Annotated in this window: 23 protein-coding genes and 1 pseudogene; 13 read left to right on the top strand and 11 right to left on the bottom strand. The window is 67.0% G+C overall.

All coding sequences use genetic code 11. The annotated features are described in order from the left end of the window. Positions 1–72 precede the first annotated feature (72 nt). A pseudogene (locus JO391_RS21840) lies at positions 73–1,185 on the top strand (slr1591 family oxidoreductase); the annotation flags it as partial. A gap of 48 nt (positions 1,186–1,233) precedes the next feature. Next, entirely contained in the window at positions 1,234–2,325 is a 1,092-nt protein-coding gene (selD, locus tag JO391_RS21835) for a selenide, water dikinase SelD (RefSeq protein ID WP_445738809.1), read from the top strand. Between the two features lie 275 nt (positions 2,326–2,600). On the opposite strand, the gene JO391_RS10710 is transcribed toward selD, so the two are convergent. Beyond that, entirely contained in the window at positions 2,601–3,419 is an 819-nt protein-coding gene (locus JO391_RS10710; RefSeq protein WP_220660485.1) for a sulfotransferase family protein, read from the bottom strand. Between the two features lie 169 nt (positions 3,420–3,588). Between JO391_RS10710 and JO391_RS10705 the strand changes: the two genes are divergently transcribed. The 3 genes from JO391_RS10705 to JO391_RS10695 all read left to right on the top strand — a co-directional run bounded on the left by JO391_RS10705 (position 3,589) and on the right by JO391_RS10695 (position 6,081). Continuing rightward, positions 3,589–5,166 carry a DUF5928 domain-containing protein gene (locus tag JO391_RS10705; RefSeq protein ID WP_220660484.1) on the top strand — a complete coding sequence of 526 codons (1,578 nt, stop codon included), beginning with the start codon at positions 3,589–3,591 and terminating at the stop codon, positions 5,164–5,166. Between the two features lie 3 nt (positions 5,167–5,169). Continuing rightward, positions 5,170–5,556, top strand: a complete 387-nt coding sequence (locus tag JO391_RS10700) for an HIT domain-containing protein (protein ID WP_220660483.1) — start codon at positions 5,170–5,172, stop codon at positions 5,554–5,556. A 66-nt stretch (positions 5,557–5,622) separates the two neighbouring features. Next, complete coding sequence (locus JO391_RS10695) at positions 5,623–6,081, top strand: DUF1203 domain-containing protein (RefSeq protein ID WP_220660482.1); 459 nt, start codon at positions 5,623–5,625, stop codon at positions 6,079–6,081. Positions 6,082–6,087: 6 nt separating this feature from the next. Here the strand turns inward: JO391_RS10695 and JO391_RS10690 are convergent, their stop codons facing one another. Further along, the gene (locus JO391_RS10690) at positions 6,088–6,321 is read right to left on the bottom strand and encodes a DUF8831 family protein (protein ID WP_220660481.1); all 234 of its coding nucleotides are present in this window, start codon (positions 6,319–6,321) and stop codon (positions 6,088–6,090) included. A gap of 170 nt (positions 6,322–6,491) precedes the next feature. Here JO391_RS10690 and JO391_RS10685 point away from each other — a divergent pair, with 170 nt between their 5' ends. The 3 genes from JO391_RS10685 (at position 6,492) to JO391_RS10675 (ending at position 9,307) form a co-directional block, all read left to right on the top strand. Further along, entirely contained in the window at positions 6,492–7,199 is a 708-nt protein-coding gene (locus JO391_RS10685; RefSeq protein ID WP_220660480.1) for a M48 family metallopeptidase, read from the top strand. A 76-nt stretch (positions 7,200–7,275) separates the two neighbouring features. Continuing rightward, entirely contained in the window at positions 7,276–7,533 is a 258-nt protein-coding gene (locus tag JO391_RS10680; protein WP_220660479.1) for a DUF6455 family protein, read from the top strand. 139 nt (positions 7,534–7,672) lie between these two features. Beyond that, positions 7,673–9,307 (top strand): MFS transporter, encoded by a 1,635-nt coding sequence (locus JO391_RS10675; protein ID WP_220660478.1) that lies wholly within the window; start codon positions 7,673–7,675, stop codon positions 9,305–9,307. Positions 9,308–9,351: 44 nt separating this feature from the next. Here JO391_RS10675 and JO391_RS10670 read toward each other — a convergent pair whose 3' ends face one another. From JO391_RS10670 to JO391_RS10635, 8 genes are all read right to left on the bottom strand, one after another. After that, entirely contained in the window at positions 9,352–10,785 is a 1,434-nt protein-coding gene (locus JO391_RS10670; RefSeq protein WP_220660477.1) for an FAD/NAD(P)-binding protein, read from the bottom strand. A gap of 11 nt (positions 10,786–10,796) precedes the next feature. Further along, on the bottom strand, positions 10,797–10,943 hold the full coding sequence (locus tag JO391_RS10665; protein WP_220660476.1) for a hypothetical protein: 147 nt from the start codon (positions 10,941–10,943) through the stop codon (positions 10,797–10,799). 133 nt (positions 10,944–11,076) lie between these two features. Further along, positions 11,077–12,147, bottom strand: a complete 1,071-nt coding sequence (locus tag JO391_RS10660) for an ABC transporter ATP-binding protein (RefSeq protein ID WP_220660475.1) — start codon at positions 12,145–12,147, stop codon at positions 11,077–11,079. An 82-nt stretch (positions 12,148–12,229) separates the two neighbouring features. Then, the gene (locus JO391_RS10655) at positions 12,230–14,437 is read right to left on the bottom strand and encodes a glycoside hydrolase family 2 protein (RefSeq protein ID WP_220660474.1); all 2,208 of its coding nucleotides are present in this window, start codon (positions 14,435–14,437) and stop codon (positions 12,230–12,232) included. Between the two features lie 8 nt (positions 14,438–14,445). After that, entirely contained in the window at positions 14,446–15,261 is an 816-nt protein-coding gene (locus JO391_RS10650) for a carbohydrate ABC transporter permease (protein WP_220660473.1), read from the bottom strand. Then, entirely contained in the window at positions 15,258–16,157 is a 900-nt protein-coding gene (locus JO391_RS10645; protein WP_220660472.1) for a carbohydrate ABC transporter permease, read from the bottom strand. Before JO391_RS10645 ends, JO391_RS10650 begins: the two co-directional genes overlap by 4 nt. A gap of 86 nt (positions 16,158–16,243) precedes the next feature. Continuing rightward, entirely contained in the window at positions 16,244–17,518 is a 1,275-nt protein-coding gene (locus JO391_RS10640) for an ABC transporter substrate-binding protein (protein WP_220660471.1), read from the bottom strand. Between the two features lie 149 nt (positions 17,519–17,667). Continuing rightward, entirely contained in the window at positions 17,668–18,690 is a 1,023-nt protein-coding gene (locus tag JO391_RS10635; protein ID WP_220660470.1) for a LacI family DNA-binding transcriptional regulator, read from the bottom strand. Positions 18,691–18,801: 111 nt separating this feature from the next. On the opposite strand from JO391_RS10635, the gene JO391_RS10630 reads away from it, so the two are divergent. The 4 genes from JO391_RS10630 to JO391_RS10615 all read left to right on the top strand — a co-directional run bounded on the left by JO391_RS10630 (position 18,802) and on the right by JO391_RS10615 (position 22,066). Beyond that, positions 18,802–19,683: a LysR family transcriptional regulator gene (locus JO391_RS10630; RefSeq protein WP_220660469.1), complete on the top strand. Its 882-nt coding sequence runs from the start codon at positions 18,802–18,804 to the stop codon at positions 19,681–19,683. A gap of 116 nt (positions 19,684–19,799) precedes the next feature. Continuing rightward, positions 19,800–20,222, top strand: a complete 423-nt coding sequence (locus tag JO391_RS10625) for a DoxX family protein (protein ID WP_220660468.1) — start codon at positions 19,800–19,802, stop codon at positions 20,220–20,222. A gap of 67 nt (positions 20,223–20,289) precedes the next feature. Then, positions 20,290–21,102 (top strand): VOC family protein, encoded by an 813-nt coding sequence (locus JO391_RS10620; protein ID WP_220660467.1) that lies wholly within the window; start codon positions 20,290–20,292, stop codon positions 21,100–21,102. Between the two features lies 1 nt (position 21,103). Continuing rightward, complete coding sequence (locus JO391_RS10615) at positions 21,104–22,066, top strand: glutathione S-transferase family protein (protein ID WP_220660466.1); 963 nt, start codon at positions 21,104–21,106, stop codon at positions 22,064–22,066. A 9-nt stretch (positions 22,067–22,075) separates the two neighbouring features. On the opposite strand, the gene JO391_RS10610 is transcribed toward JO391_RS10615, so the two are convergent. Then, entirely contained in the window at positions 22,076–23,674 is a 1,599-nt protein-coding gene (locus JO391_RS10610; RefSeq protein WP_220660465.1) for an AfsR/SARP family transcriptional regulator, read from the bottom strand. A gap of 176 nt (positions 23,675–23,850) precedes the next feature. Here JO391_RS10610 and JO391_RS10605 point away from each other — a divergent pair, with 176 nt between their 5' ends. Continuing rightward, positions 23,851–25,125, top strand: coding sequence for a phosphatase PAP2 family protein (locus JO391_RS10605; protein ID WP_220660464.1), 1,275 nt, complete (start codon positions 23,851–23,853; stop codon positions 25,123–25,125). Positions 25,126–25,128 lie beyond the last annotated feature (3 nt).

Raw genomic sequence — 25,128 nt, 5'->3', positions numbered from 1 at the left:
AGGTCACGACTGGCCGCGACCTTTGCGGGTCGCGGGGCGAAGTTTCTGGTGCGGCGCGGCGGATGCGGAGAGATGCCCGGCCCTCGCCTTTTGCGGGGCGCGGGGCTAGGGTCCGGCGCGAAGACCGGAGGGCGGGCGATGCAGGCGGACTGGCCGCTGGTGAGCGATCTGGTGCTGGTGGGCGGCGGCCATGCCCATGCGCTGGTGGCGCGGATGTGGGGCATGGACCCGATGCCGGGGGTGCGGGTGACCATCGTGAACCCGGATCCGGTGGCGCCCTATACGGGGATGCTGCCCGGTCACATTGCCGGGCATTACCCGCGCGAGGCGCTGATGATCGACCTGGTGCGGCTGGCGCGCTTTGCCGGGGCGCGGCTGATCTTGGACCGGGCGGTGGGCATCGACCGCGAGAAGCGGCTGGTGGTGCTGGAGGGGCGGGGGCCGATCCGGTTCGATGTTGCCTCGGTCGATGTGGGGATCGGGTCCGGGCTGCCGGAGCTGCCGGGCTTTGCCGCGCATGGCGTGGCGGCGAAGCCCCTGGGCGATTATGCGCAGCGATGGGAGGCCTTTGTCGCGCGGCGGCTGGTCTGGCCGCGGGTGGTGGTGATCGGGGCAGGGGTGGGGGGCGTGGAACTGGCGCTGGCCTCGATGCACCGGCTGCACCGCGATGGGGCGAGGCCGCAGGTGACGCTGATCGACCGGGCGCCGGGTGTGCTGCCGGGGGTACCTTCGGGGACGCGGGCGCGGCTGATGGCGGAGCTGGAGGCGGCGGAGATTGCCGTGCTGACCGGGGTGGAGCCGGTGGCGGTGGAGCGGGACGCGGTAGTGCTGGCCGACGGGCAACGCATCGGGTCGGATTTCACTCTGTCTGTGGCGGGCGCGCGGGGGCAGGGCTGGCTGGCCGGGACGGGGCTGGAGACGGTGGACGGGCATCTCCTGGTGGGGCCGAGCCTTCAGACTTCGGACCCTGCGATCTTTGCCGCCGGGGATTGCGCGCATCTGGGCCATGCGCCGCGGCCCAAGGCCGGCGTCTATGCGGTGCGGGCGGCGCCGGTGCTGGCGGCGAACCTGAAGGCGGCGCTGGCGGGGGGGCGGATGCGCGCCTTCCATCCGCAGCGCGACTATCTGAAGCTGGTCTCGCTGGGTGACCGGCGGGCACTGGCCGACCGGTCGGGGCTGCGGGCCGGGGGCGGGTGGCTGTGGCGGTGGAAGGACCGGATCGACCGGCGGTTCATGGCGATGTTCGAGGACTATCCCGCCATGCCGGGGCCGGCCCTGCCATCGGCGGTGCCGGCGGCGCTGCGCCGGGCGGCGGCAGAGCGGCCCCTGTGCGCGGGATGCGGTGCGAAGGTGGGGCCGGGGGCGCTTTCGTCGGCGCTGGCGGGGATCGGGGCGCCGGGGCGGGCGGATGTTCTGTCGGGGCCGGGCGACGATGCGGCGGTTCTGGCGGTGGGCGGCGCGGTGCAGGTGGTGACGACCGACCATCTGCGCGCCTTCACACCGGATGCGCGGGCGATGGCGCGGATCGCGGCGGTTCATGCCCTGGGCGATGTCTGGGCGATGGGGGCAGAGCCGCAAGCGGTGCTGGCTCAGGTGATCCTGCCGAGGCTGGGCGAGGCGATGCAGGCCGAGATGCTGGCCGAGATCATGGAAGCCGCGGGGGCGGTGGTGCGGGAGGCAGGTGCCGAACTGGTGGGCGGGCATACCACCGTGGGGGCGGAACTGACGCTTGGCTTCACCGTGACCGGGCTGGCCCGGCGCGTGGTGGCCAAGGGCGGCGCGCGGCCGGGCGATGCGCTGGTGCTGACCAAGGCCATCGGCACTGGGGTGATCCTTGCCGCCGAGATGGGGCTGGCGCGGGTGCCGGAGATGATGCTGGGCGAGGCCTGGGCCGTGGCGATGGCCGCGATGGCGCGGCCTGTCGGGCCGGCGGCGGCTTTGCTGGCGCCCGAGGCCCATGCCATGACGGATGTCACGGGGTTCGGCCTGGCCGGGCATCTGTTGGAGATGCTGGAGGCCTCGGGCTGTTCGGCGGAGCTGGATCTGGAGGTTGTGCCGGTTCTGCCGGGGGCGCTGGAGCTGGCCGAAGCGGGCTGGGAATCGAGCCTCGCCGCGGCGAACCGGGCGGCGGTGGACTGGCGGATGGAGGCGCCTGCGGGGCCGCGGGTGGCGTTGCTGGCCGATCCGCAGACCGGGGGCGGGCTGTTGGCGGCGGTGCCCGCGGAGCGGGCCGGGGCGCTGGTGGACGCGCTGCGCGAGATGGGGGAGCCCGCGGCGGTGATTGGCCGGGTGGGGCCGGGTCCGGTGGCATTGCGGGTGGGGTAGGATGGGCCATAGTGCCCATTCTACGGGACCTAGCTGTTTAGGCGGGGTCGACCGGGGCCGTCGCTTCGGGCTCAGACGGACCGTGATGACAAGATCGCCCGTGCTTCAGACGTCGGGGGATATCTGAAGGCCCCTTGGCGAAATGCCGGCATTTCGCCAACCGTGCTGGACGTCCGTCCATTGGACAGCCGCGTTGTCGGCGCGGAAAGAGGGTGGCCGATGCGGTGCCGGGCGGAACCGAGGCCCCGGCCTTCGCCGGGGCGAGGGGAGGGGCCTCAGTCGCCGAGTTTGGCGTGGACCTCGTCCAGATCGACCTCACCCTTGGGCATCTTGTTGGCCGGATTGTCGAAATCGTAGCGGAACAGCTGGAAGTCCTTGCGGTAGATCTCCCACATCAGATGCATGGAGAGATCGTCGAAATAGTCCTCGACCGGGTGGGCACGTTTTGGCCCGTGGCCTTCGCTTTCGTTGAAGCGGGGGATGGTCTTGAGGTCGACGGGGTGCTTGACGGTGATGTTGTCCAGGACCACCTGCATCCCTTCGTTGAACTTCTCGGTGAAGAAGATGTGGTTGTAGCGGCCGCCGTTGACGATGAAGGTCGAGACATGCCCGGACATGGCTGACCAGTGGATGTCGGGCTCCATCGGTTTTTTCCAGCGGATCGTGTCGCGCACGAACAGGAGGAACCGGCGGAACGAGGCGATCTGGTCGAAGTCCTGCTTGCCATCGTCGCCGCCGACCTCGATCCCGTATTTCTGGATGAGGAGCGGTACGAGGTTGCCGCGGTAGCGCTTGCCGTTGCGCTGGATGCCACAGATCTTGTCGAAGAACGAGGACAGCACGCGCGTGTAGGGGTTGCGCACGCAGGTGAAGGCATAGACTTGATGCGCCTTGACCGCGCGTTCGATGGGGCCTTGGCTCGCCTCTTGCGCCCATTTGTGCAGGCCGGTCGTGGAATCGTGGATGTCGCCATCGAAGAAGCGGCCGTGGTCGGAGTAGAACATGATCTGCCCGATGGTCGAGCAGGCGCATTTCGGAACGACGCGGTAGAGCACGCTTTCGCTTTCGGTCATCCAGGTGCCGGGAAATCCCATTCTCTGCCTCTTGTCTTGCTGCCAAGTGCCCGCCGGCGAGCGGCCGGGCCTGCCCGTTTGTGCAGCCGTGATCCTTTGCAACAGATTGAACAAACTCGCTGCGGCTTTTCAATGACCGATAAATCGTCGTATCGAAACAATAGCCGCTGGTCCCAAGGTTTTCGTCCGCATGGCGCGCATCGCCTATATCCTGTTGTCGCACAAGGATCCTGACGGGATCATCGCCCAGGCCGAGCGGTTGACGCAGGCGGGGGATTACATCGCCATCCATTACGACGCGCGATCGAAGCGCGAGGACTTCGACCGCATCCGCGAGACGCTGAAGGACAACCCTTCGGTGGTTTTCCCGGCGCGGCGGGTGAAATGCGGCTGGGGCGAGTGGAGCCTGGTGGAGGCGACGCTGCTGGCGGTGCGGGCGGCGGTGGAGGCGTTTCCGCGCGCGACGCATTTCTACATGCTGTCGGGCGACTGCATGCCGATCAAGACGGCCGAGTTCGCCCATGCCTTCCTGGACCGCGACGAGGTGGACTATATCGAGAGCTTCGACTTCTTCGCCTCGGACTGGATCAAGACCGGCATCAAGGAAGAGCGGCTGATCTATCGCCACTGGTTCAACGAGCGGGGACGGAAGTGGCTGTTCTACCAGTCGATCGAGTGGCAGAATCGGCTGGGGCTGGCGCGCAAGGTGCCGGCGGATCTGCGGATCATGATCGGCAGCCAGTGGTGGTGCCTGCGCCGCCGCACCATCGAGGCGGTGCTGGAGTTCTGCGACCGGCGGCCGGATGTGATGCGGTTCTTCCGCACCACCTGGATCCCGGACGAGACCTTCTTCCAGACCATCGTGCGCCATCTGGTGCCAGAGGCCGAGATCCGCACGCGGACGCTGACCTTCCTGATGTTCACCGACTACGGGATGCCGGTGACCTTCTACAACGACCATTATGAGCTGCTTCTGAGCCAGGATTTCCTGTTCGCCCGCAAGATCTCGGTCGATGCGAAGGAGCTGAAGGCGCGGCTTGGGGCGCTGTATGTGGCGACCGGGGTCGATTTCCGCATTTCGGGCGAGGGGCAGCGGCTGTTCCGGTTCCTGGTGGAGCGGGGGCGGATCGGCCGGCGGTTCGCGCCGCGGTTCTGGGAGCGGGAATCGAGCATCGGGCGCGAGCGGACGCTGATGATCGTGACCTGCAAGAAATGGCATGTCGCCAAGCGGCTGGCCGACAGGGTGCGGGCGGTGACGGGGATGCCGGCGGTGGATTACCTGTTCAACGAGGCCTCGACACCGCTGCCGGATCTGGGCGGCATCCAGTCCACCCTGGAAAAGCGCACGCGCCACCGGCGGGCGCTGGTGCGGATGCTGTGCGACTACTGGCAGACCGACAAGCTGCTGTTCTGCATCGACCCGGCCAACATCGACCTGATGCAGGATTTCTTCAGCGACAAGGCGCAGGTGCGGCTTCTGGAGATCGAATGCAGCTTCAGCGACGACTATCTGATCGGGCATGCCCGGCGCGTGGGGCTGGCCAGCGAGCAGACCCCGCCGGAAACGATGGCACGGCTTCTGCCGACCATCCGGTATGACGTGACCTTCGAAAGCGACCGGATCCGGGATGCCGGGTTCGAGAACCACTATCGGATGAAGCAGAGTGCCTCGGTCGAGGAAAACACTGGGCCGCTGGCCGAATTCCTTGGTATCGGAGCGGAGCAGGCGCGCGAGATCGCGGCGACTCATTACCTCTTCGTGGATTGACCCATGGCCTATACCTACGACCCGACCAACATCTTCGCCCGCATCCTGCGCGGCGAGATCCCCAACCGGACCGTGCTGCAATCGGAGCATACGCTGGCGTTCCACGACATCGCGCCGCACGCGCCGGTGCATGTGCTGGTGATCCCGAAGGGGCCTTACGTGAACTTCGACCATTTCTCGCTGGAGGCGAGCGAGGAGGAGATCGTCGATTTCCATCGCACCGCGGGCCAGGTGATCGCTTTGCTGGATGTGCAGCCGGGCGAGGGGGGCGAGGGCTATCGCGTGATCGCCAATTCGGGCGCGCACGGGATGCAGGAAGTGCCGCACTACCATATTCACATCCTGGGCGGGCGGGTTCTGGGGCCGCTGCTGATGCGGTCGGATCGCTGAAGGCGCAGGTTCCGGGTCGCCGGGCGGGGTGAGGCTGCGGCATCAGGGGGCACCAGGAGGTGTCCCATGATCCGTTACGTTCCCCTGCCCACCGAAGCCGTCCGCGCCGTGCAGGCCGGTGGACCCGATGCCAATGGCCAGGTGCCCGAGCGCCGCATTTCGGACGGCGGCAATCCCTGCCGGCACTGCCTGAAGGTGATTCCCGAAGGCGCGGAGATGCTGGTGCTGGCCTGGCGGCCGTTTCCGGCGCTGCAACCCTATGCCGAATGCGGGCCGATCTTCCTGTGCGCCGATCCCTGCGAGGCCGGTGGTGGGGAGGACCTGCCCGAGATCCTCGCCTCGCCCGATTACATCGTGCGGGGTTATGGGGCGGATGACCGGATCGTCTATGGCACGGGGGCGGTGGTGCCGACGGCGCAGCTTGGCGAAGAGGCGGCGCTGCGGCTGGAGGATGCGCGGGTGGCCTATGTTCATGTGCGCTCGGCGCGCAACAACTGCTATCAGTTGCGAATCGACCGCGGCTAGGCGGGATTATTCCGGCTTCAGGCGGTAGCTGCCTTCGGGCAGGTTCAGCGCGGCGCGAAGATCGGCAAGCTGGGCCATCGACAGGGTGATGCGCACCACCTCGTCGCTGCGTGGATCGACCTGTTCGAGCGTCACGCAATCGTCGAAGGCCGAGATCGTCACATCGTCCTGAAGGTAATCAGGCCCCTCGTCCACGAGGGTGATCACGGTGGCGTCGAATTCGTGCTCGATGGTGAACATGGGCAGAGATTATGGCGGGGCGCCTGATGGCTCAAGCCCTGGCCTGCGTGCCGCGAGGTCGGCCGCGGCTTTCCCTTTGGCGTGAGACAGCGCGATCTGCCCTTTCGGATGCCCGTGGGCCTGATAGATTGTGTCGAGAGCAGAACCAGAGGATCGGGGAACGATCGACCATGCGGCGCCTGTCGGGCCTGTTGCTTCCTGTGTTGTTGGCCGCCTGCAGCGCCCCTGTCGCGATGCCGCCCCCCGCGGCGCCGGGCGATGTGTTGACCCCGGAACAGGCGGCGCGGAACTTCGTGACGGTCGTGCAACGGGTCGAGCCGGTGGCCGAACAGGTGTGCCGGCAGAAATCCATCGTGGCCAACTGCGATTTTCAGATCGCCATCGACGACCGGCCGGACCAGCAGGCCAATGCCTTCCAGACCGTGGACGATTCGGGGCGGCCCTATCTGGTGTTCACCCTGCCGCTGATCGCGCAGGCGAAGAACCAGGACGAACTTGCCTTCGTTCTGGGCCATGAGGCGAGCCACCATATCGCGGGTCATCTTGCCAGGCAGGACCAAAGCGCGATGACCGGGGCCATGGTTGCGGCGGCCATCGCCTCGGCCGGCGGGGCTGATCCGGAGGCGGTACGGGCCGCGCAGGACTTCGGGGCCGAGATCGGGGCGCGGACTTATTCCAAGGAGTTCGAGCTGGAGGCGGATGCCCTGGGCGCACAGATCGCCTATCGGGCGGGCTATGACCCCGTGGTGGGCATGGCCTTCTTTGACCGGCTGCCCGATCCGGGCGACGAGTTTCTGGGCACGCATCCGGCCATGGCACAGCGCAAGGCCGTCGTGCAGCAGGTGACCGAGCAATTGAAGGCGGGCGCCGGTTCTTGATCTGCGTCAAGGCGCCGCTCCCGCGCTGTGGCAGCATTGCCGCCGCGGAACCGGGCAGAGCGGTCGGGAGGCGGGAATGATCGGATATGTCGAGGCGCCGAGAGCGTGGGGTCTGACGCGTGGCATGGCGCGCGTCCTGGGGCTGAACCTGACGCGGGCCGTTCTGGACGGCTGGGTCACGCGCGAAGAACTTGCCGACCTGGTCGATCGCTGCCAGGCCTGCGGCTGTTCTGGCGATTGCACGGCCTGGCTGGCGCGGATGGTCAGCAGCGAGGCGCTGCCGGGCTATTGCCCGAACAAGCGGTCGCTGGAGGCGATGAGCCCAGGCCCCTGAGAGTTGACGCCTGAGAGTTGGCCCTTGAGCTTCGGGCGCTGAAGCCGGCTCGCATGACGGTTCCGTGCGGGCGCGGGTCGCCACGACTTGACGCCCGGCGCGGGCTGCGGCCAATTGGGCGCAGCCGTCGAGGACTGCCGTGCCGGATCGACCCTCTGCCTTTGCCCCATTCCGTTACCGGACGTTCCTGCTGTTATGGCTGACGAGTCAGGTGTCCAACCTGGGTGGGCTGATCCAGGGGGTCGGGGCCTCGTGGCAGATGACGAGCCTGACCTCATCCAGTGCCATGATTGCCCTGGTCCAGGCCTCGACCTCCTTGCCGATCATGCTGTTTTCCCTGCTGGCCGGAGCCTTGGCAGACAGCCAGGACCGGCGGCGGATACTTCTGGTGGCGCAGGGCCTGATGATGGCGGTTTCGGTCACGCTGACCGTTTTTGCCTTCATGGGTTGGCTGACGCCCTGGGGGCTCTTGACCTTTACCTTCCTGCTGGGGGTTGGCACGGCGTTGAACAACCCGGCCTGGCAGGCTTCGGTCGGGGATATCGTGCCGCGCGAGGCGCTGCCCGAGGCGGTGTCGCTGAACGCGATGGGCTTCAACCTGATGCGCAGTGTGGGCCCGGCGCTTGGCGGGGCGATCGTTGCAGCCTTTGGCGCGGCGCTGGCCTTTGCCATCAACGCCCTGTCCTACCTGCCGCTTCTGGGGATGCTCCTGGGCTGGAAGCCGCCGGCGCGGACAGAAAGCCTGCCGCGCGAGCCTTTTGGCGCGGCGGTCGGGGCGGGGCTGCGCTATGTGGCGATGTCGCCCAACCTGTTGCGCGTGATGCTGCGCAGCGGGCTGTTCGGGCTTGGTGCCGTGGCGATCCTGGCGCTGTTGCCGATCGTGGCGCGCGACCAGCTGAAGGGCGATGCCTTCGTCTATGGCGTCTTGCTGGGGGGATTTGGCCTGGGGGCGATTGGCGGGGGGCTTCTGAACCCGCGGCTGCGCGAGCTCATGTCCAGCGAATGGCTGGTGCGGGGCGGGTTCCTGGGCTTTGCCGCGGGGTTGGCGGCCTTGTCGCAGGCGCCGGGACTTCTGCTGGCCTTGCCCGCCACGCTGGTCAGCGGCGCCTGCTGGGTGTTGGCGCTGTCGCTGTTCAACACGACGGTCCAGCTGTCCTCGCCCCGCTGGGTCGTGGGACGGACGCTGGCGATGTACCAGATGTCAACCTTTGGCGGCATGGCGGCGGGCAGTTGGTTGTGGGGGAGCCTGGCCAGCGGGATGGGGATCGAGGGCGCGCTGCTGGCGGCGGCGGCGGCACTGGTGGCGGGGGCGCTGGTCGGGCTGGTGCTGGCCATGCCGGATCTGGCCAGTTCGGACCTGGACCCCTTGGGCCGGTTTCAGGCGCCAGCGCTGGAACTGGACCTGCGCGGGCGCAGCGGGCCGATCATGGTGATGGTGGAATACCGTATCCGGCAAGAGGATGTGCCCGAGTTCCTGACCGTCATGGCCGAGCGGCGGCGCATAAGGCGGCGCGACGGCGCGCGGCAATGGGTGCTGCTGCGCGATCTGGAACATGCCGAGCAATGGACCGAAAGCTATCACGTTGCCACCTGGGACGACTATCTGCGCCACAACATGCGGCGGACCAAGGCGGATGCCGAGGTGTCGGACAGGCTGCAGGCGCTGCACCAGGGCGACTGGCCGCCGGTGGTGCACCGGATGATTGAGCGGCAGAGCGTCTATTCGCACCAGGACGTTGCGCTGAAGATGTCGCACGATCACCACCACCCCTGAGGGGCCCGCCCGGCCGGGAGGCGGGGCCGGGCGGGGGGCGGGCGTCAGACGGGGGTGCCCGAGAACTCGTGCAGGACCGGGTGGCCGGCATCGGCGCGGCGGGCCAGTTCCGACAGGTCGGCCGACATGCGGGCGGCCTGTTCGCGGATATCCGGGATGGCGGTGATTTCCCAGAAGGCCGCGCGGGTCACCGGGCCGATGGCGCGGATGCGCCAGGAGATCGAGGCGTCTTCGCGCCGGAGCCTGCCGTCGGTATCGGTGTCGAGGCCGAGGCGCAGCGGGTCGATGCGGGCAGAGCCACGGTCCAGCAGGTCGCGGATCACCGGCGACGGCGTGGCGGCGGGGTCGCCCCGGAGACCGCGACAATCGGTGACGCGGGCCACGCGCAGCGCCTGCGGCGCGCGCTGGCGGTGGGGGCGCCAGTAGAGGTCGATCGCGCCGTCCGTCGGACGGGCGGCGACGAAGGCGCCGCGCAGAAGCGTGAGCTGGCCCGAAGCAAGGGCGGCATCGAGGCGTTGGCGCGACTCGGGCGGGATGCGGTGGCGGTGCACATCCCACCAGGGCGCGGCGTGGCGCAGGAAGCGCGCGCGTTCGGCCTGGGGCAGGGCGCGCCACAGGCGGCGGACATGCGGGCGGATGCCGTCCACGGCGTCGCGCCAGGTGCCGCCCGCGGCTTCGGCCTTGCGGGCAAGGCCGCGCATCCAGTGGAGCGTGGCAGAGGCCGTGGCGCCAAGCGGCAGGTCTTCCAGCCGGATCACCAGCGGGTTGGTGTGGGCATGGTCGCGCGGCAGGAGCCCGCGGCGCGAGAGCGCGATGATCGGGCCGCTGTGGCCCGCGTTCAGGAGGGTGAGCACGCTGTCGACCTTGCTGAGGCCGGTGCCGAGGATCGCCACGCGGTCTTCCGGCGCGGGAGCCGGGGCGGGTGCCCAGGGATCCGTGAGCGCGGTGCCCGGCGCAGGGGCCGGCGCGCTGTGGCCGGTGGCGAGCACCGCCAGTTCTCCGATCAGGACGGTGCCGTTGTCGAGATGGGCGATCACGCCGTCCATGTGTTCGCGCAGGCTGGTGAAGGTGGCCTGAACCAGGCGCAGGCGGCGCTTGTCCTCTCCCTTCTGCCAGGGGGCAAGGAGTTCGGCGAGGTAGCGGCCGTAGATCGACCGGCTGACAAAGGCATCCGGGTCGGCAAACAGGCCGTTCCGGGCGAGCCAGGCGAGGAAGTGGCCGGGCTGGTCTGCAAGCGCGCTCATATGCTGGGCGCGGGTGTTCAGGAGGTGGTCGTCGTCCTCGGTCGAATAGGCGAGGCCAAGGCCGACACGAGGGCGCGCCTCGATGATCGAGACGAAGAAGTTGCTGTCCTTGCGCGAGAGGAACTGGACGGCCAGGAGAACGCCGCTGGCGCCACCGCCGATGATGATGACATGCGGGGCGGAACCCGCGGCGCCGCTGAATTCGGGCTCGAAATCGGGGGTGTGGCGGGTCATGTCCGGCCCCGTCACACGAAGGCCGTCAGAAGGGCGAGCACTGCGAAGGGCAGGGCCCCCAGGAACACGGCGATCAGGATGCGGCGCTGGCGCGACGGGTCCTCATCCCCGTTGCGGAAGAGATGTTCGAAGCCAGGGTCGAAACGCCCGTCGAGCATGTGCCTTCTCCCTTGTCCGGTGGCCGGAGAATCGCGGGTCTCACGATCCTTGCGAAATATCTACCACGATTGTCGTGTATTTCGCGTTCCGAATCCGGGGGCTTCGGGAGAAGGATTTTCTCTGAGCGGGGGCTTAGCGCAGGCGCTGGCCGGAGGCGTCGAACAGGAGGGCGCGGGCGGCATCGAACCGAGCGGCAAGGCTTTGGCCGGGTCGGAGGCCGCGCCCTTCCTCGACCGCGAGGGTCAGAACCTGGCCACCCGATCCCTGCCGGGCATAGGCAAAGGTCTCGCCGCCCAGTTGCTCGACGATCTCGATCACCAGGTCCAGCGCATCTGCCCCGCCCCGGCGGAACAGTTCCGGCCGCAGGCCGAGCGTCACCTCGGCGCCGTTGGCCGGCTGTGTGGCGAGAGGGGGAAGGGGAAGGCTTTGACCGGCAAATTCGGGCAGAACAAGGCGGCCATCCTGGATGCGGGCCTTGAGGAAGTTCATCTTGGGCGAGCCGATGAAGCCCGCGACGAAGAGGTTGTCGGGATCGTCGTACAGCGTCAGGGGCGATCCGACCTGTTCGATGCGGCCATCGCGCAGCACCACGATCTTGTCGGCCAGCGTCATGGCCTCGACCTGGTCGTGGGTGACGTAGATGATGGTGGTGGCAAGCTCCTTGTGCAGGCGCGCGATCTCGATGCGCATGTGCACGCGCAATTCGGCATCGAGGTTCGAGAGCGGTTCGTCGAAGAGGAAGACCTGCGGCTGGCGCACGATGGCGCGGCCGATGGCGACGCGCTGGCGCTGGCCGCCCGACAGGTCTTTCGGGCGCCGGTCCATCAGCTTTTCAAGGCCGAGCGTCTTTGCGGCGGCATTGACGCGGGCGTCGATCTTGTCCTTCGGAAGACCCGCGAATCTCAGGGCGAAACCCATGTTCTCGCGCACCGTCATATGCGGGTAGAGCGCATAGGACTGGAACACCATGGCGATGCCACGATGTGCGGCATCGGTGTCGTTCACGCGTTTGCCGCCGATGAAGAGATCACCGCCGGTGATTTCCTCCAGCCCCGCGATCATGCGCAGGAGCGTGGACTTGCCGCAGCCAGAGGGGCCGACGAAGACCACGAATTCCTTGGGCGCGATGTCCAGGTCGACGCCCTTGATCACATCGACAGCGCCATAGGATTTTGCGATGCCGCGAAGCGTGAGGGCGGTCATGGGCGGGCCTCCGGGGCATCAGTGCCACAAATTCCTTTGCAGGAATTTGCAAAATTCTTCGAAGAATTTTGCCGTGCGATCCTCATGCCGATCCCTCCGCGACAAGGTGGACGACCTGTGCCCCCAGACGGTCGGAGGACACGGTGACGGTGATCTCGCCAGGACCGGTCGCCTGGATCCAGAAGCCGGTGGAGCCGGCGCGCAGAGGCACGAAGCCGGGGCCGATGCGGCGGCCGGCGCCGGTGACGGTGATGGACACCGGCTCGGGGAAGAAGGGCAGCTTGTGGCCGACCTGGTCGAGCGCGCGGACCATCACGCGCACTGCATCATGCGGGCCGATGCGCGTGGCGTCGGGCGCGACCTCCAGCCGGGTGGCGACCTGGTCTGACACCATACGGTAGGTCGCCACGGGCTTGCCGTCGATGTAGCCCGTGATCTCGCCGTGTTCCCAGGTCATGCCCCAGAGGCCCAGCTCGTCATTTGTGAAATGCCGGCGGTCCAGGATGACCGGGGCGTGGGGCAGGTGGGGATATTTCTCGCGGTCGGGCGCGACGCGCTTGGGCGGGTGATTGCCGTAGCGCAGCTCGACCTCGTCGCAGTTGGTCAGGATGATCAAGGGCAGCACGCCGCCGATGTTGCGTTCGCCCCGCGCCCAGAAGGTGACGGGCTGCAGGATCACGCCGTCCTTGGGGTCGGACTGGCTGGCATAGGCGTAGGCCGCGAATTTCGGTTCGCGGAACATGTCCATCACGCCGTGGTGGCAAATGCGGTCGCCCGAGCCGAAATCGCGGTGGGTGTTGTAGTCGAAAGCGCACCAGCCGATGCAGCCTGCGATCTGCGGATCGCCGTAGGCGGCGTTCATCACCTCCAGGTGGCGGGTAACATGTTCGGCCTGACGTTGCTCCTGATCCCAGGACTTCGTGGGATACATGTGGCCGCCGTATTCGGTGATCATGTAGGGCACCACCCGGTCGAGCCCCGTCACTTCCTGCTGAGGGCGCAAGGGCGTGCGCGGGCGGTTGCCGCCCCATTCCTCGTTGCCGAGGATGAAGTCGTTCATCGTGTAGACGTCTTCCAGCAACTCGCTGTCGGTGATGTAGCGCACGCCGCCTGTGGGGCGGGTGGTGTCCAGCCGGCGGGCGAGCGCATTGGTGCGAAGGTAGAAGTCGTGGTCGTCCTGGCTTTCGTTGATGCGGACGCCCCAGATCACGATGGAGGGGTGGTTCCAGTCGCGGGTGATCATGCGGCGGACGTTTTCCACCGCCTCGTCCTTCCACTTGGCCTTGCCGATGTGCTGCCAGCCGGGGATTTCCTCGAAGACCAGAAGGCCAAGCTCGTCGCAGCGGTCGAGGAAGTACTTGGATTGCGGGTAGTGCGAGGTGCGCACGATGTTGACGCGCAGTTCGTGCTTCAGGATTTCGGCGTCCTTCACCTGGGCGGCCTTGCCGAGAGCATAGCCGCAATAGGGGAAGGACTGGTGGCGGTTCAGGCCGCGCAGCTTGAGCCGCTTGCCGTTCAGGTGGAAGCCGTCGGTGGTGAAGTCCACCTGGCGGAAGCCGAAGCGGGTGGCCAGGTCGTCCTGGCCGTTCGGCGTGTTGAGCGTGAGGTCCAGCGTATGGAGGGCGGGATCGTCGATGTCCCACAGGCGCAGCGAGGCGGGGCCGGTGAGGGTGAAGGCAAGCTCGGGGCCGGTGACGGGTATTTCGGCCTGGGCGACGACAGTGCCCGCTTCGTCGCGCAGCCGGGCGCTGAGGCTACCCGAGAGGGGCAAGTTGCGCGGGTTGTCGAGCCAGACCTGCACTTCGGCCCGGCGGGCGCCGGCGGTCGTGTCGGGGGTCTCCACCTTGACCTGGGCGATGGAGACCGGCGCCGAGACGATGAGCCAGGCTTCGCGGTAGAGGCCGGCATAGGTGAGATAGTCGATGACGCCGCCGAAGGGCGGGATTTCGGGGTTTTCGGTGCCATCCACCGTGACGGTCACCGTGTTGCGGCCGGGCTTCAGCCTTGTCGTCAGGCGGGCGGTGAAGGGGGTGTAGCCGTCCGGGTGGCGCAGGAGATGGGCGCCGTTCAGGCGGACCTCGGCATTGGCCATCGCGCCGTCGAAGCGCAGCGAAACCTCGCGGCCTTCCCAGGCGGGATCGGCCTCGAAGGTCTTTTCGTAGGTGAAGGGGCGCTGATACGCCTTTTCGTCGAAATAGGAGAACGGCAGATCCACCGCGTTGTGCGGCAGGCGCACGGTATCGCGGCCTTCGAACAGCCAGTCGTCGTTGAAGTCGGAGAGAAAGCGCATGACGGACCTTACTTGACGGACCCCAGCATGCCTTCGACGAAGCGCCGCTGGAGGAAGAAGAAGACGAGGATGGTCGGCAGGGTGGCGAGCACGGTGCCCACCATGACAACGCCGAAATCGGGGGTATAGGCAGAGGCGAGCGAGGAGATCACGAGGGTGATAGTCTTCTTTTCCTCGGTCTGGATCACCAGGAGCGGCCAGAGATAGGCGTTCCAGTTCGCCATGAAGATGATGATCGTGGCGGCGGCATAGGTCGAGCGCATCACCGGGACGTAGATGTAGAAGAAGATCTGCCACTCTTTCAGACCGTCGATCCGGGCCGCGTCCCGAAGCTCGGCCGGGAAGGCCTTTGTGGACTGGCGGAAGTAGAAGATGATGAAGATCGAGGCGACCGAAGGCAGGATGATGGCGGCATAGGTGTTCATCAACCCAAGCCTGGCCATGAGCATGAACAGCGGCACCATCATTGCGGCGAAGGGGATCGACAAGAGCAGCAGCAGCACGGCGAAAATCCGTTCCCGTGTGCGCGAGCGGAAGATTTCGAAACCATAGCCGGCGAGAGAGGAGACGATCAGGGTGAAGACCGTCCCGAGGATCGCCAGCTTTGCGCTGTTGTAGAAGACCAGCGGCACGTCGACCTGGGCGAAGAAGTTCGTCACGTTCTGGGACAGGGAAGAGCCGAAGGTGGCCTTGCCGATGTTGATGTCGTTCGAGGTGTTGGTGGCGCCGACCACCATCCAGTAGAACGGAAAGACCGAGACGAACGCCGCAATGCCCAATGCCAGATAGACAAGCCCGCGGCTGAGAAGGGTGATCGGGTTCATTTCCGGCGCTCCCGTGCGACCCAGAACTGCAAGGCGCTGAGCACCGCAACCAGCACGACGATGACGTAGGATACGGTGGAGGCGTAGCCGAAGTTCGGCATGAACTTGAAGGTCAGGTTGTAGATGTAGAGCGACAGGGTCAGCGTGGCGTCCGAGGGTTGGCCGCCGTTGCCGCCGGAAGCGGTGATGTTGTTCACCTCGTCGAACAGTTGCAGCGTGCCGATGGTCGAGGTGACGGTGGTGAACAGGATCACCGGCTTCAGCATCGGAACGGTCAGGTGGACGAACCGCGCCCAGGCCGGCACGCCGTCGATCCGCGCGGCCTCGTAGATGGAGCGGTCGATGTTCTGAAGGGCGGCCAGGTAGAAGATCATGTTGTACCCGGTCCAGCGCCAGGTGATGGCCATGATGATGACGATCTTGGCCCAGAACGGCTCTGTCAGCCAGGGGATCGGGGTGGAGATGATGTGCATCGCCAGCAGCGCGTCGTTCACCACGCCGTCCCCGGCGAACATGGATTTGAAGAGGATCGAATAGGCGACCAGCGAGGTCACGCAGGGCAGGAAGATGGCGGTGCGCAGGAAGGCGCGGCCCCGCAGCTTTGCGTCGTTCAGCGCCACTGCAAACAGAAGTGCCAGGGTGAGCATGATCGGGACCTGCACCACCAGGAAGGTCAGGGTGTTGGTCAGGGCATGCAGGAAGACCGGGTCCTTGGTCAGCCGGACGATGTTGGCCATGCCGCCGAACTTGAAGTTCATCCCCTTGCCGGTCTGGAAGCTCATCCAGAGCGACCACAGGATCGGGAAGGCCATGAACACGCCCAGAAGCACCATGGCCGGGGCGATGAAGGCCCATCCATTCAGGCTCGCGCTGCGGGTATGACGGGATGCGGACATCGGCGACCTTTCTGGCGGGAACGGGTCGGAGCGGGCGGAAGGGCCTTGGAAGCCCTTCCGCCGTGTCGATCAGAGGACCGCGGAGGTCACTGGATCTGTTGCGACACCTGGGCGTCGATGGCCGCGATGGCCTCGTCGACCGAGCCGCCCTTCGCCAGGGCCGGAAGCTGCGCCGCGATGGCGGCATTCACTTCGTTGACATAGACGCCGTAGTTCACCGACGGGATCGCCTGCAGCCAGGTCGAGAAGTTCGCCCAGACCGGCTGGCCGCCGAAGAAGTCGTCGGAGGCCTTGAACGCCGGGCCTTCGCGGGCCGGCAGGTAGGTGGCGAAGGCGCCCTGGTCGATCAGGATCTTCTGGTAGAAGTCCACGTCCTTGCCCCAGATGGTGGCCAGGAAGTCGGTCGCCGCATCCTTTTCGGCCGAGGAAGACAGCACGTACCAGGACGAGCCGCCCAGGTTCGAGGCATGGGTCGCGCCTTCGACGCCGTCCAGCTTCGGAATGGGCGCGACGCCCCATTTGCCTGCCATGTCCGGCGCGGCCTTGATCGTGCCGGTGATCCAGACGCCGGTGACGACGGATGCCGCTTCACCGGAGGTGAAGGCGGCGGTGAATTCGTTCCAGCCCGAGATCGGCTTCCAGATCTCCGGCGTCATCATGATCTTCTGGTACTGGGTCAGCGCCGCCTTGAATGCTGCGTTGTCCTTGATGTTCAGCGTGCCGTCCTCGTTGAAGTACCAGCTGCCCGCGGACTGCATGAGGATGTTGATGGCACCGGAATCGCTGGTGTCCAGACCTTGCATCACATGGCCGGTCTTTTCCTTCACCGCCTTGGCGATCTCGATGTACTTGTCCCAGGTGATGTCCTGAAGATCGGCTTCCTTGTAGCCGGCCTGCTCCAGCAGGTCGCTGCGGTAGAAGAAGCCGGTCACGCCGGAATCGAAGGGCAGCGAGTAGGTCTTGTCGTCCAGAGTCGCCAGCGCGACCTTGTAGGGCGCGAACTGGCTGTAATCGACCTTGTCGTTCAGCGGCTCGAAAGCGTCGGGGAAGGACTGAAGGTACTTCTGGGCGCCGTAATCCTCGATCAGCACGATGTCGGGCAGACCCTCGGTCGTGCCCGAGGCGAGTTGCGCCTGCAGCTTCTGCTCCACGTCGGCCTTGGCCATGTCAACGATGTTCAGCGTGACATCGGGATGCGCCGTGGCATAGCGGGCGGCGGCTTCCTTCATGGTGGCGCCGTTGAAGTTCATGTCCCAGCACCAGACCGTGATTTCGGTCGCAAGCGCCGTGGTCGAGGTGAGAAGCTGGATACCGGCGGCGGCCCAAAGGCCCGTCCGCCAGGAAATGGCGAATGGCTTCATGTCGTATTCCTCCCAGATGCGGGGCCTTCCTCCTGCCCCGTCACGGAAAGGCTAGCGCAGGTAAAACCATCGCGCAAGTTTTACTTAATTTTTACTTATGGCATTGCAAGTCATTGATTCCATATTGGTAAAATACAAAATCAATGTGATCAGTGGCGGGTTTGCAGGGCGGATGCGCGCCATGCTATCCGCGCCGAAAGCACGCTGCGCTTGGGCGTCCGGCGACCGCCGATTCGTTCGATCAGAAGATCGACAGCCGTCTCGCCGATTTCTTCCGAAGGAAGGTGCACGGTGGTCAGCGGCGGGTTCAGGAACTGCGCGACCGAAATGTCGTTGAACGAGGCGACCGCGATGTCAGACGGGATCGAGAGCCCAAGCTCGTGGATGGCGCGATAGGCGCCGACCGCCATGTTGTCGTTGCCGGTGATCAGGCAATCCGGCCGGTCCGGGCGTGAGAGAACCTGAAGCGTGAGCCGGTAGCCCGATTCCTCGGTGTTGTAGTCGGCAAGACAGATTTCGGGGTCGTAGAGTCCGGCCGCCTGCATCCAGTCGATATAGGCCGCACAGCGCTTTTCGCGCCCGCGCACCGAACCGTCGGGCCGGTGGTCCCACCAGCCGACAAAGCCGATGCGGCGGTAGCCGGCGGCGGTCAGCGACTTCAGGAGCTTGCGCATGGCGCTGGAAAGGTCGTTCTCGACCGCGTCGATCTCGTCATCCTCAGGCACATGGTCGGCAAAGACGAGGTGGCGGGCATGGGCCTTCAGCCAGGCGACGCCTTCCTCCTCCTGCATGCCGATGGCGATGACGCCCGAAGCGGCATTGAGGAGCTTCGGGTCGGGAAGCGAGGCGCTGTGGTAGAGTTTCATCGTTTCCGCCTGGACGGCGGCGCAGCGTGTCTCGATGCCCAGACGGAGGCCGACGTAATAGGGATCGGCCAGCTCCTGTTCGGGACGAAGGAAATGGACAAGCGCAAGTTTGAGCGGCCCCGGCGTTGCCTTGGCCTTCGCCTTCTGACGGGCGCGCGGCGTGGCGTAGTTCAGCGCCTCTGCGGTTTCGATGATCGACTGGCGGGTCTGGGGCGACACGGAAAGCGTCGCATCGAAGTTCAGCACACGACTGACCGTGGCCTGCGACACGCCGACCTTCGCCGCGATCTGTTTCAGCGTAACCATGCCGGCCCCTTCGTTCGGGTTTGCATGGCACGAAGTCGGGCCGGGGCGCAAGGACCGGGCTGTGGACGCGCGCGTCTGGACAGGCGCGGCGGGCCGCCGCAAGCTGCCGGGATGGAAAGACTTCCGGCCGAGCGCATGTTCATGAAGGTGGTGGAGACGGGCAGTTTTGCCGAAGCCGCCCGGCGCCTGCGCACCTCGTCGGGGCAGGCCTCGAAGCTGGTGGCACGGTTGGAGGCAGACCTGGGCGTGAAGCTGTTGCACCGCACGACACGGGCGCTGTCCCTGACCGAGGCGGGGCAGGAGTATGCTGACCGGCTGCGCGGGCTGATCGAGGGCTTCGACGAGCTGGAGGCCGAGATGCGTCAGGCCGCAGTGGTGCCGCGCGGCAGGCTGCGTCTGACCGCACCATTGAGCTTTGGCACCCTGCGCCTGGCGCCAATGCTGGCGCGGTTCGCCGTCGCCTGGCCCGAGATCGCGCTTGATGTGCAATTCACCGACCGTTTCGTGAATCTTGTCGACGAGGGGTTCGACGCGGCCGTGCGGGTCGGGACGCCGTCTGATGCCACTCTGACCGGCCGGCGCCTGGGACGGGCCGAGATGGTGGTGCTGGCGGCCACCGCCTACCTCGCTTCGCGCGGCGAACCGGTCGAGCCGGGCGATCTGGCAAAGCACGACTGCATCCAGGACACCAATATGCGCGATCCGATGCACTGGAGCTTTGCCGGCGGGCGGCGTGTTGCCGTGACGGGGCGACTGTCGCTGTCGAATGCCTCGGCCTGCCTTGCGGCGGCTGAAGCCGGCCTGGGAATCGCCTATGTGCCGGATTTCGTCTGCGCCGACAGCCTGACGCAGGGCCGGGTCCGCCCGATCCTTACAGGCGATCTGCCGCCGCCCATGGCCATTCACCTGCTATGGCCAAGCGGTCGGCATGTCCCGCCGAAACTGCGCGCCCTGATCGACGCCTTGGTGAAAGAGTTTCGGGCCGAGGCTTGATTGCTTCCATTTCGGAAGGGCTGATCTGCCGTGCGTGTGGATTATCATAGAGGCAGGAAGGGTCCATCTTGCGCCCATCGCCCGAACGACGGGCCAACTGCAAGAAAGGACCAGTCATGGCCACCGCTTCCACCTCGCTGTCTGCATCGACCTCTGCGTCGGACTATGCCGCCGCCCTGCTGCGCGTGACCACCGGCGCGCTGTTCGTCGCCCATGCCGCGATGAAGATCGTCGTCTTCACCCCTGCCGGCACCGCGGGCTATTTCGAATCCATCGGCCTTCCGGCCTTTCTCGCCTATGTCACTATCGCAGCCGAGCTTCTGGGCGGCCTGGCACTGATCGCCGGATTCAAGACCCGCATTGTTTCGCTGGCCCTGGTGCCGGTGCTTATGGGAGCGGCCTGGTTTGGCCACGGCGCAGCGGGGTTCTTCTTCTCGAATCCCGGCGGTGGCTGGGAATACCCGGCGTTCTGGGTCATCGTGATGGTGGTGCAGGCGCTGCTTGGCGCCGGGGCCTGGGCGCTGGACGACCGCGGCTGAGCCCGTCTGCCTGACCCGAACCATACGGGGCGGCCCGTGCGGCCGCCCTTGTCCTGGAGGAACATCCATGTCCACCGCATCTGCTCCTGTCGAGATCGGCCGTGTGGCCTTGACCGTGAACGACATCGAGGCCGTTGCCCGGTTCTACGAAACCGCGCTTGGCCTGCGCCGCCTGTCATCGGACGGCAGCGCCGTCCTGATGGGCGCAGGGGACCGGGTGCTGCTGGAGTTGCGCGGCGACAGGGCCGCGCGGCGGGCCAGCCCGCGCGAGGCGGGGCTGTTTCACACCGCCTTCCTTCTTCCGTCGCGGGCAGCACTTGGGGCATGGGTTCGCCATGCGGCCGAGACCCGGGTGCCGGTGCAGGGCGCCTCGGACCACCTGGTCAGCGAGGCGATCTACCTGGCCGACCCCGAAGGCAACGGGATCGAGATCTATGCCGACCGTCCGCGGCTTGCCTGGCACGATGCCGACGGCCGCCTGAAGATGGCGACCGAGCCGCTGGACCTGCCCGACCTGGCCGGTGCGGCCATCGCGCCCTGGGCCGGCGCGCCCGAGGGCACGGTGGTGGGCCATGTCCACCTGCAGGTGGGCCGGGTCGATGCGGCCGAGGAATTCTGGACCGGCATGGCCGGCATGCAGGTGATGGCGCATTACCCCGGCGCGGCCTTCCTGTCCTCGGGCGGCTATCACCACCATATCGGCGCGAACATCTGGAACAGCCGCAACGCCGGACCGCGCGACCTGCCGGCGACCGGTTTGGCCGAGTTGGAGTTGCTGGCGACCCCCGAGGAATACGCCGCGATCACTGCGCGGGCGGGCAGCGCCGCGCCGTCTGATCCCTGGGGCACGCCCATCCGCCTGACGCGGAAGGCGGCCTGAGATGCTGGTCGATGGCAAGTGGCAGGGCGACTGGCAACCCGTTCAGGCGGTGGATGCCAAGGGCGGCTTCGTGCGCCAGATCTCGACCTTTCGCAACTGGGTGACTGCGGACGGCGCTCCGGGTCCAACCGGCCAGGGCGGCTTCAGAGCCGAGGCGGGGCGGTATCACCTGTATGTCGCGCTGATCTGCCCCTGGGCCAGCCGAACGCTGATTGCGCGCAAACTGAAGGGGCTGGATCAGCTTGTCGGGGTTTCGGTCGTGGAACCGGTGCTGGGGGCCGAGGGTTGGCACTTCGCGCAAGGTGCGGATGCCACGCCGGGGGCGACGGTGGACCCGGTGAACGGCGCAACATGGATGCACGAGATCTATGTGAAGGCCGATCCGCATGTGAACGGCCGCGCCACGGTGCCGGTGTTGTGGGACAAGGCGACCGGAACCATCGTGTCGAACGAATCCGCCGATATCGTCGCGATGTTCGACCGGGGCTTTGGCGCGCTCGCCTCTGGCCCGTCGCTGCGCCCCGCGGGGCTGGAAGCCGAAATCGACGCGCTAAACGACTGGGTCTATCCGCGTCTGAACAACGGCGTCTACCGCGCCGGCTTTGCCACCACACAGGCCGCCTATGACGAAGCGGTGGTGCTGGTGTTCGAGGCGCTGGACGCGCTGGAGGCGCGGCTGGCCGACGGTCGGACCTATCTGCACGGCACCGCCTTCACCGAGACCGACATTCGGGTCTTCGTGACCCTTGTGCGGTTCGACGCGGCCTACCACGGCATCTTCAAATGCAACCTGCGAAGGCTGGCGGATTATCCGGGCCTGTCCGACTATCTGCTTCGGGTCCTGGCCATTCCGGGTGTGCGCGAGACAGTGAGCCTGGATCACATCAAGCGCGGTTACTACTCGATCAAGTCGCTGAATCCGAACGGGATCGTGCCCATGGGGCCGGCGCTGGACTGGGCCTGACGGCCGCCGTCACATCATCGACAGTGCCTTCAGCAGCAAAGGCCCGCTGCGCAGGGTGGCGGCAGGATAGCTGCGGTCTTCGCGCACACGGGCCAGAGTGAAATCGGGCTCGATCCTGCGCAGGGCGGCCATCAGCTGTTCGGCCTTCTCCGTCCGTCCTGCGACCATGTTCAGCACGATCAGGTGGCGCAGCGGTGCGCGGAAGTTGGGTGCGCGGATATGGGCGGCCTGGTAATGCGCCGCCGCCTCGTCCAGCCGGCCAAGCTGCATGGCCGACAATCCGGCCAGCGCCTCCCACCAGAAGGCAAAGGCAGAGCGGCCGGCGACGGCCGAGCCTTGCCGTGCCGCGGCAAGTGCCTCTTCGGCACGACCCGCGCGCAACAGCGCGCCGGACATGGCCGCATGGCCGAAGGCGTTGAACGGGCTTTGCAGCAAGGCTTCGCGAGCCATGGCCGACCCGGCGTCGTGATCGGAATCGAGCATCGCCCGGACCTGCGAGCCAAGCGCCAGGATCAGCGGGCTGGCCCCCGGCACTTCCAGCGAGCGGCGCGAAAACTCGTCGGCTTCCAGCCGCAGACGTCCCCAGTCGGGTTCGGTCCGCTCCACCGCCATGATCTGGCGCAGGTAAGCGCGCCAGGCCCAGGCGCGGGGCAGGCCGGTGGCCGATGTCACCTCTGCCAGCTTGCGGTCGGCCCGGCGCAGGCGCTCGGCCTCGAAGCTGAACATGTCGCGCACGGCCTGTCCGATGGCCGCATCGACCAGCACCTCTTCGTTGCCGCGCCGCGGCAGAGCGGCAATCGCCGAAAACACCGCCTCTGCCGCCTGGTAGACGATCTGCGGAAAGTCCCCCGCCTGCGCCAGATCGGCCGCTTCCAGCGGCAGGACGGCGCGGCGCGACCACAGAATCTGGCGGGCCGGGCGCACGGCCAGTGTCACCAATACCTGCAGCGCGCCCCCCAGAAGCGCGCCCTGCACCGTCAGCATCAGGCCGCGCGTCGGAAGCGACAGTTCGGTCACGCCATCGGGGCCATCGGTGTAGATCTCGACCTCGGCAAATTCGGTGACCAGCTGGCCAATGGCATCGGCCAGCGCCAGCGCCACGAAGCCCGCCGCCCCCGCAGGCAGGTCGCGCGCCGATACGAGAAGCGGCGTCGGGGCCAGGGAAAAGCCGCCAGCCGCGCTGCGTTCGGTGCTGCCGGCCAGCCGCTGCCGTTCGGTGCGCAACCAGTCCTCGAACTCGTCGTCAGCGACATCCAGCCCTTCCAGGAACTCGCGTCCCTGCGCCAAGGCGCGTGCGGCGGCGGTCGGGTCCTCGTCCAGGTCGGTACGAAGGGCCGGGAAGGACACGGATTCGCGGTCCGTGGACAAGAGATCGGCTTCCGGTCCAAGCGCGCGGCGGATCTCCATCAGCGCCTGGCGCAGCGACCCGCTGGCCTGTTCGGCCCCGCGGTCTGACCAGAGGCGGCTTTCCAGCCAGCGCCGGGTTCTTCGCCGTTCAGGAACGCGAGCCAGAAGTGCGAGAATCGCACGCGCCTTGGCCGAGCGGGGAGTGCAATCCCGCCCGGCGGAGTCACGGAGTTCCGTGGTTCCGATCAGTTGCAGCCGCATTCATTCCGCCGCGATTGACGCGGGGGAATGTTAACAGCACGACACAGCAGGTTCCAACTGACATTCGCGCGTGAAGCAACCGTGAAAACCGCGCGAAACATGAAGGATGCAATTCTGGGCACTTGCAAGATGCGCCACAGCCTTCATCCTGACCCAGGGTCAACGCGGGAGGGATCATGTCAGTCGCGGGTGTGCACGGTGTACATGGAGTCCACGGGGTTCACGGAGTGCATGGGGTTCACGGTGTGCATGGGGTTCACGGTGTGCACGGCGTGCATGGTGTCCACGGGGTGCATGGCGTGCACGGTGTGGCCGGTGTCCACCTGGGCGGGGCGACCTCGGGCACCTTGTCCGCCGCCCTTGCTGTCACGGCAGAGGCGCTTGGCGGCTACTGGGATGGCACCCCGGCACCCGGCTGGACGGGGCCCACGACCTTTGGCCCATCGGCCAGCGCAGCCGAGGAGCTGGCGCGGCTGAAGCGGCTGGACGCCGCGCCGCGCAACGTGGTGCTGGGACGAGAGGCGCTGTCGCTGTTCCAGCTCGCCCCTGAAGGCGATGCGGTGGCGGTCTCCGTGGGCGGCTCCACGCTCGTCGCCCTGACCCCGCCGCGATACGAAGACATTGCCCGCGAGCTGCCTATCCTGCGCGCCGCAGCCGACTTGCGCGATGACCGCATGGCGGAAATCCTGGCGCAGCAGGGGGACCTGATGTCGTTCTTTGGGGCGCAGCAGTGGCTGAGCGGCACCCGCAGGCAATGGACGTTGTTGTTCCTGGGGGCCGTCTATGCGGCGGTTTCGGCGGTCGAGATGGGGGTCAAGCATCTTTGCACCGTGCCCAGGGCCATCGACCTTTCGCCCCTGATCCAGCCGGTGATCCAGACGCCGGGCCATTCCAGCTATCCCTCTGGCCATTCGACGGAAGCCCATGCCTTCGCGACGGCCCTTGCCTGCCTGCGGCTCGCGGCGGCGGAAGCCGATGCATCCGGGGCGACCACAGCGGGCTCGGGGATTGCCGCACTGATGGATTGGCTGCCCCTGGCCGAGGGTACGCCGGTGCCCGAGGGGCCGCCGGATTTCCTGACGCTTCTCTTCCGCCTCGCGGCGCGCATCGCCGACAACCGCACCGTCGCCGGCGTGCATTTCCCGGTGGACAGCGCGCATGGCGGGCTTCTGGGCCTGTCCACAACGCTGGCCATCATCGCTCATGCTGCTGGTGGCGGGACGGTGCCGGTGTTCCGCGCCCGCGGCCAGGATTGGGCACGCCCGGGCGAGGGCGGCACGGTCGGGCCGCGCGACTTCACGCTGCGCGAACTGCGGGCTGCGATGGCGCAAACCGGAGCCGGGGCCTGGCACGGCGCCGACACCGTCACGCTGCCTGCCCCCGCCGCCTGGCACAGCCTGCCCGTGGTCTGGCAGGCCGCCGTGGCCGAATGGCGCCAGAGCGGCGTTTAGGGC

The sequence above is a fragment of the Neotabrizicola shimadae genome, assembly GCF_019623905.1.
GTDB classification, from domain to species: domain Bacteria; phylum Pseudomonadota; class Alphaproteobacteria; order Rhodobacterales; family Rhodobacteraceae; genus Neotabrizicola; species Neotabrizicola shimadae.
Note: the sequence above shows the minus strand (reverse complement) of the source record. Positions and strands in the feature narration are given on the sequence as shown.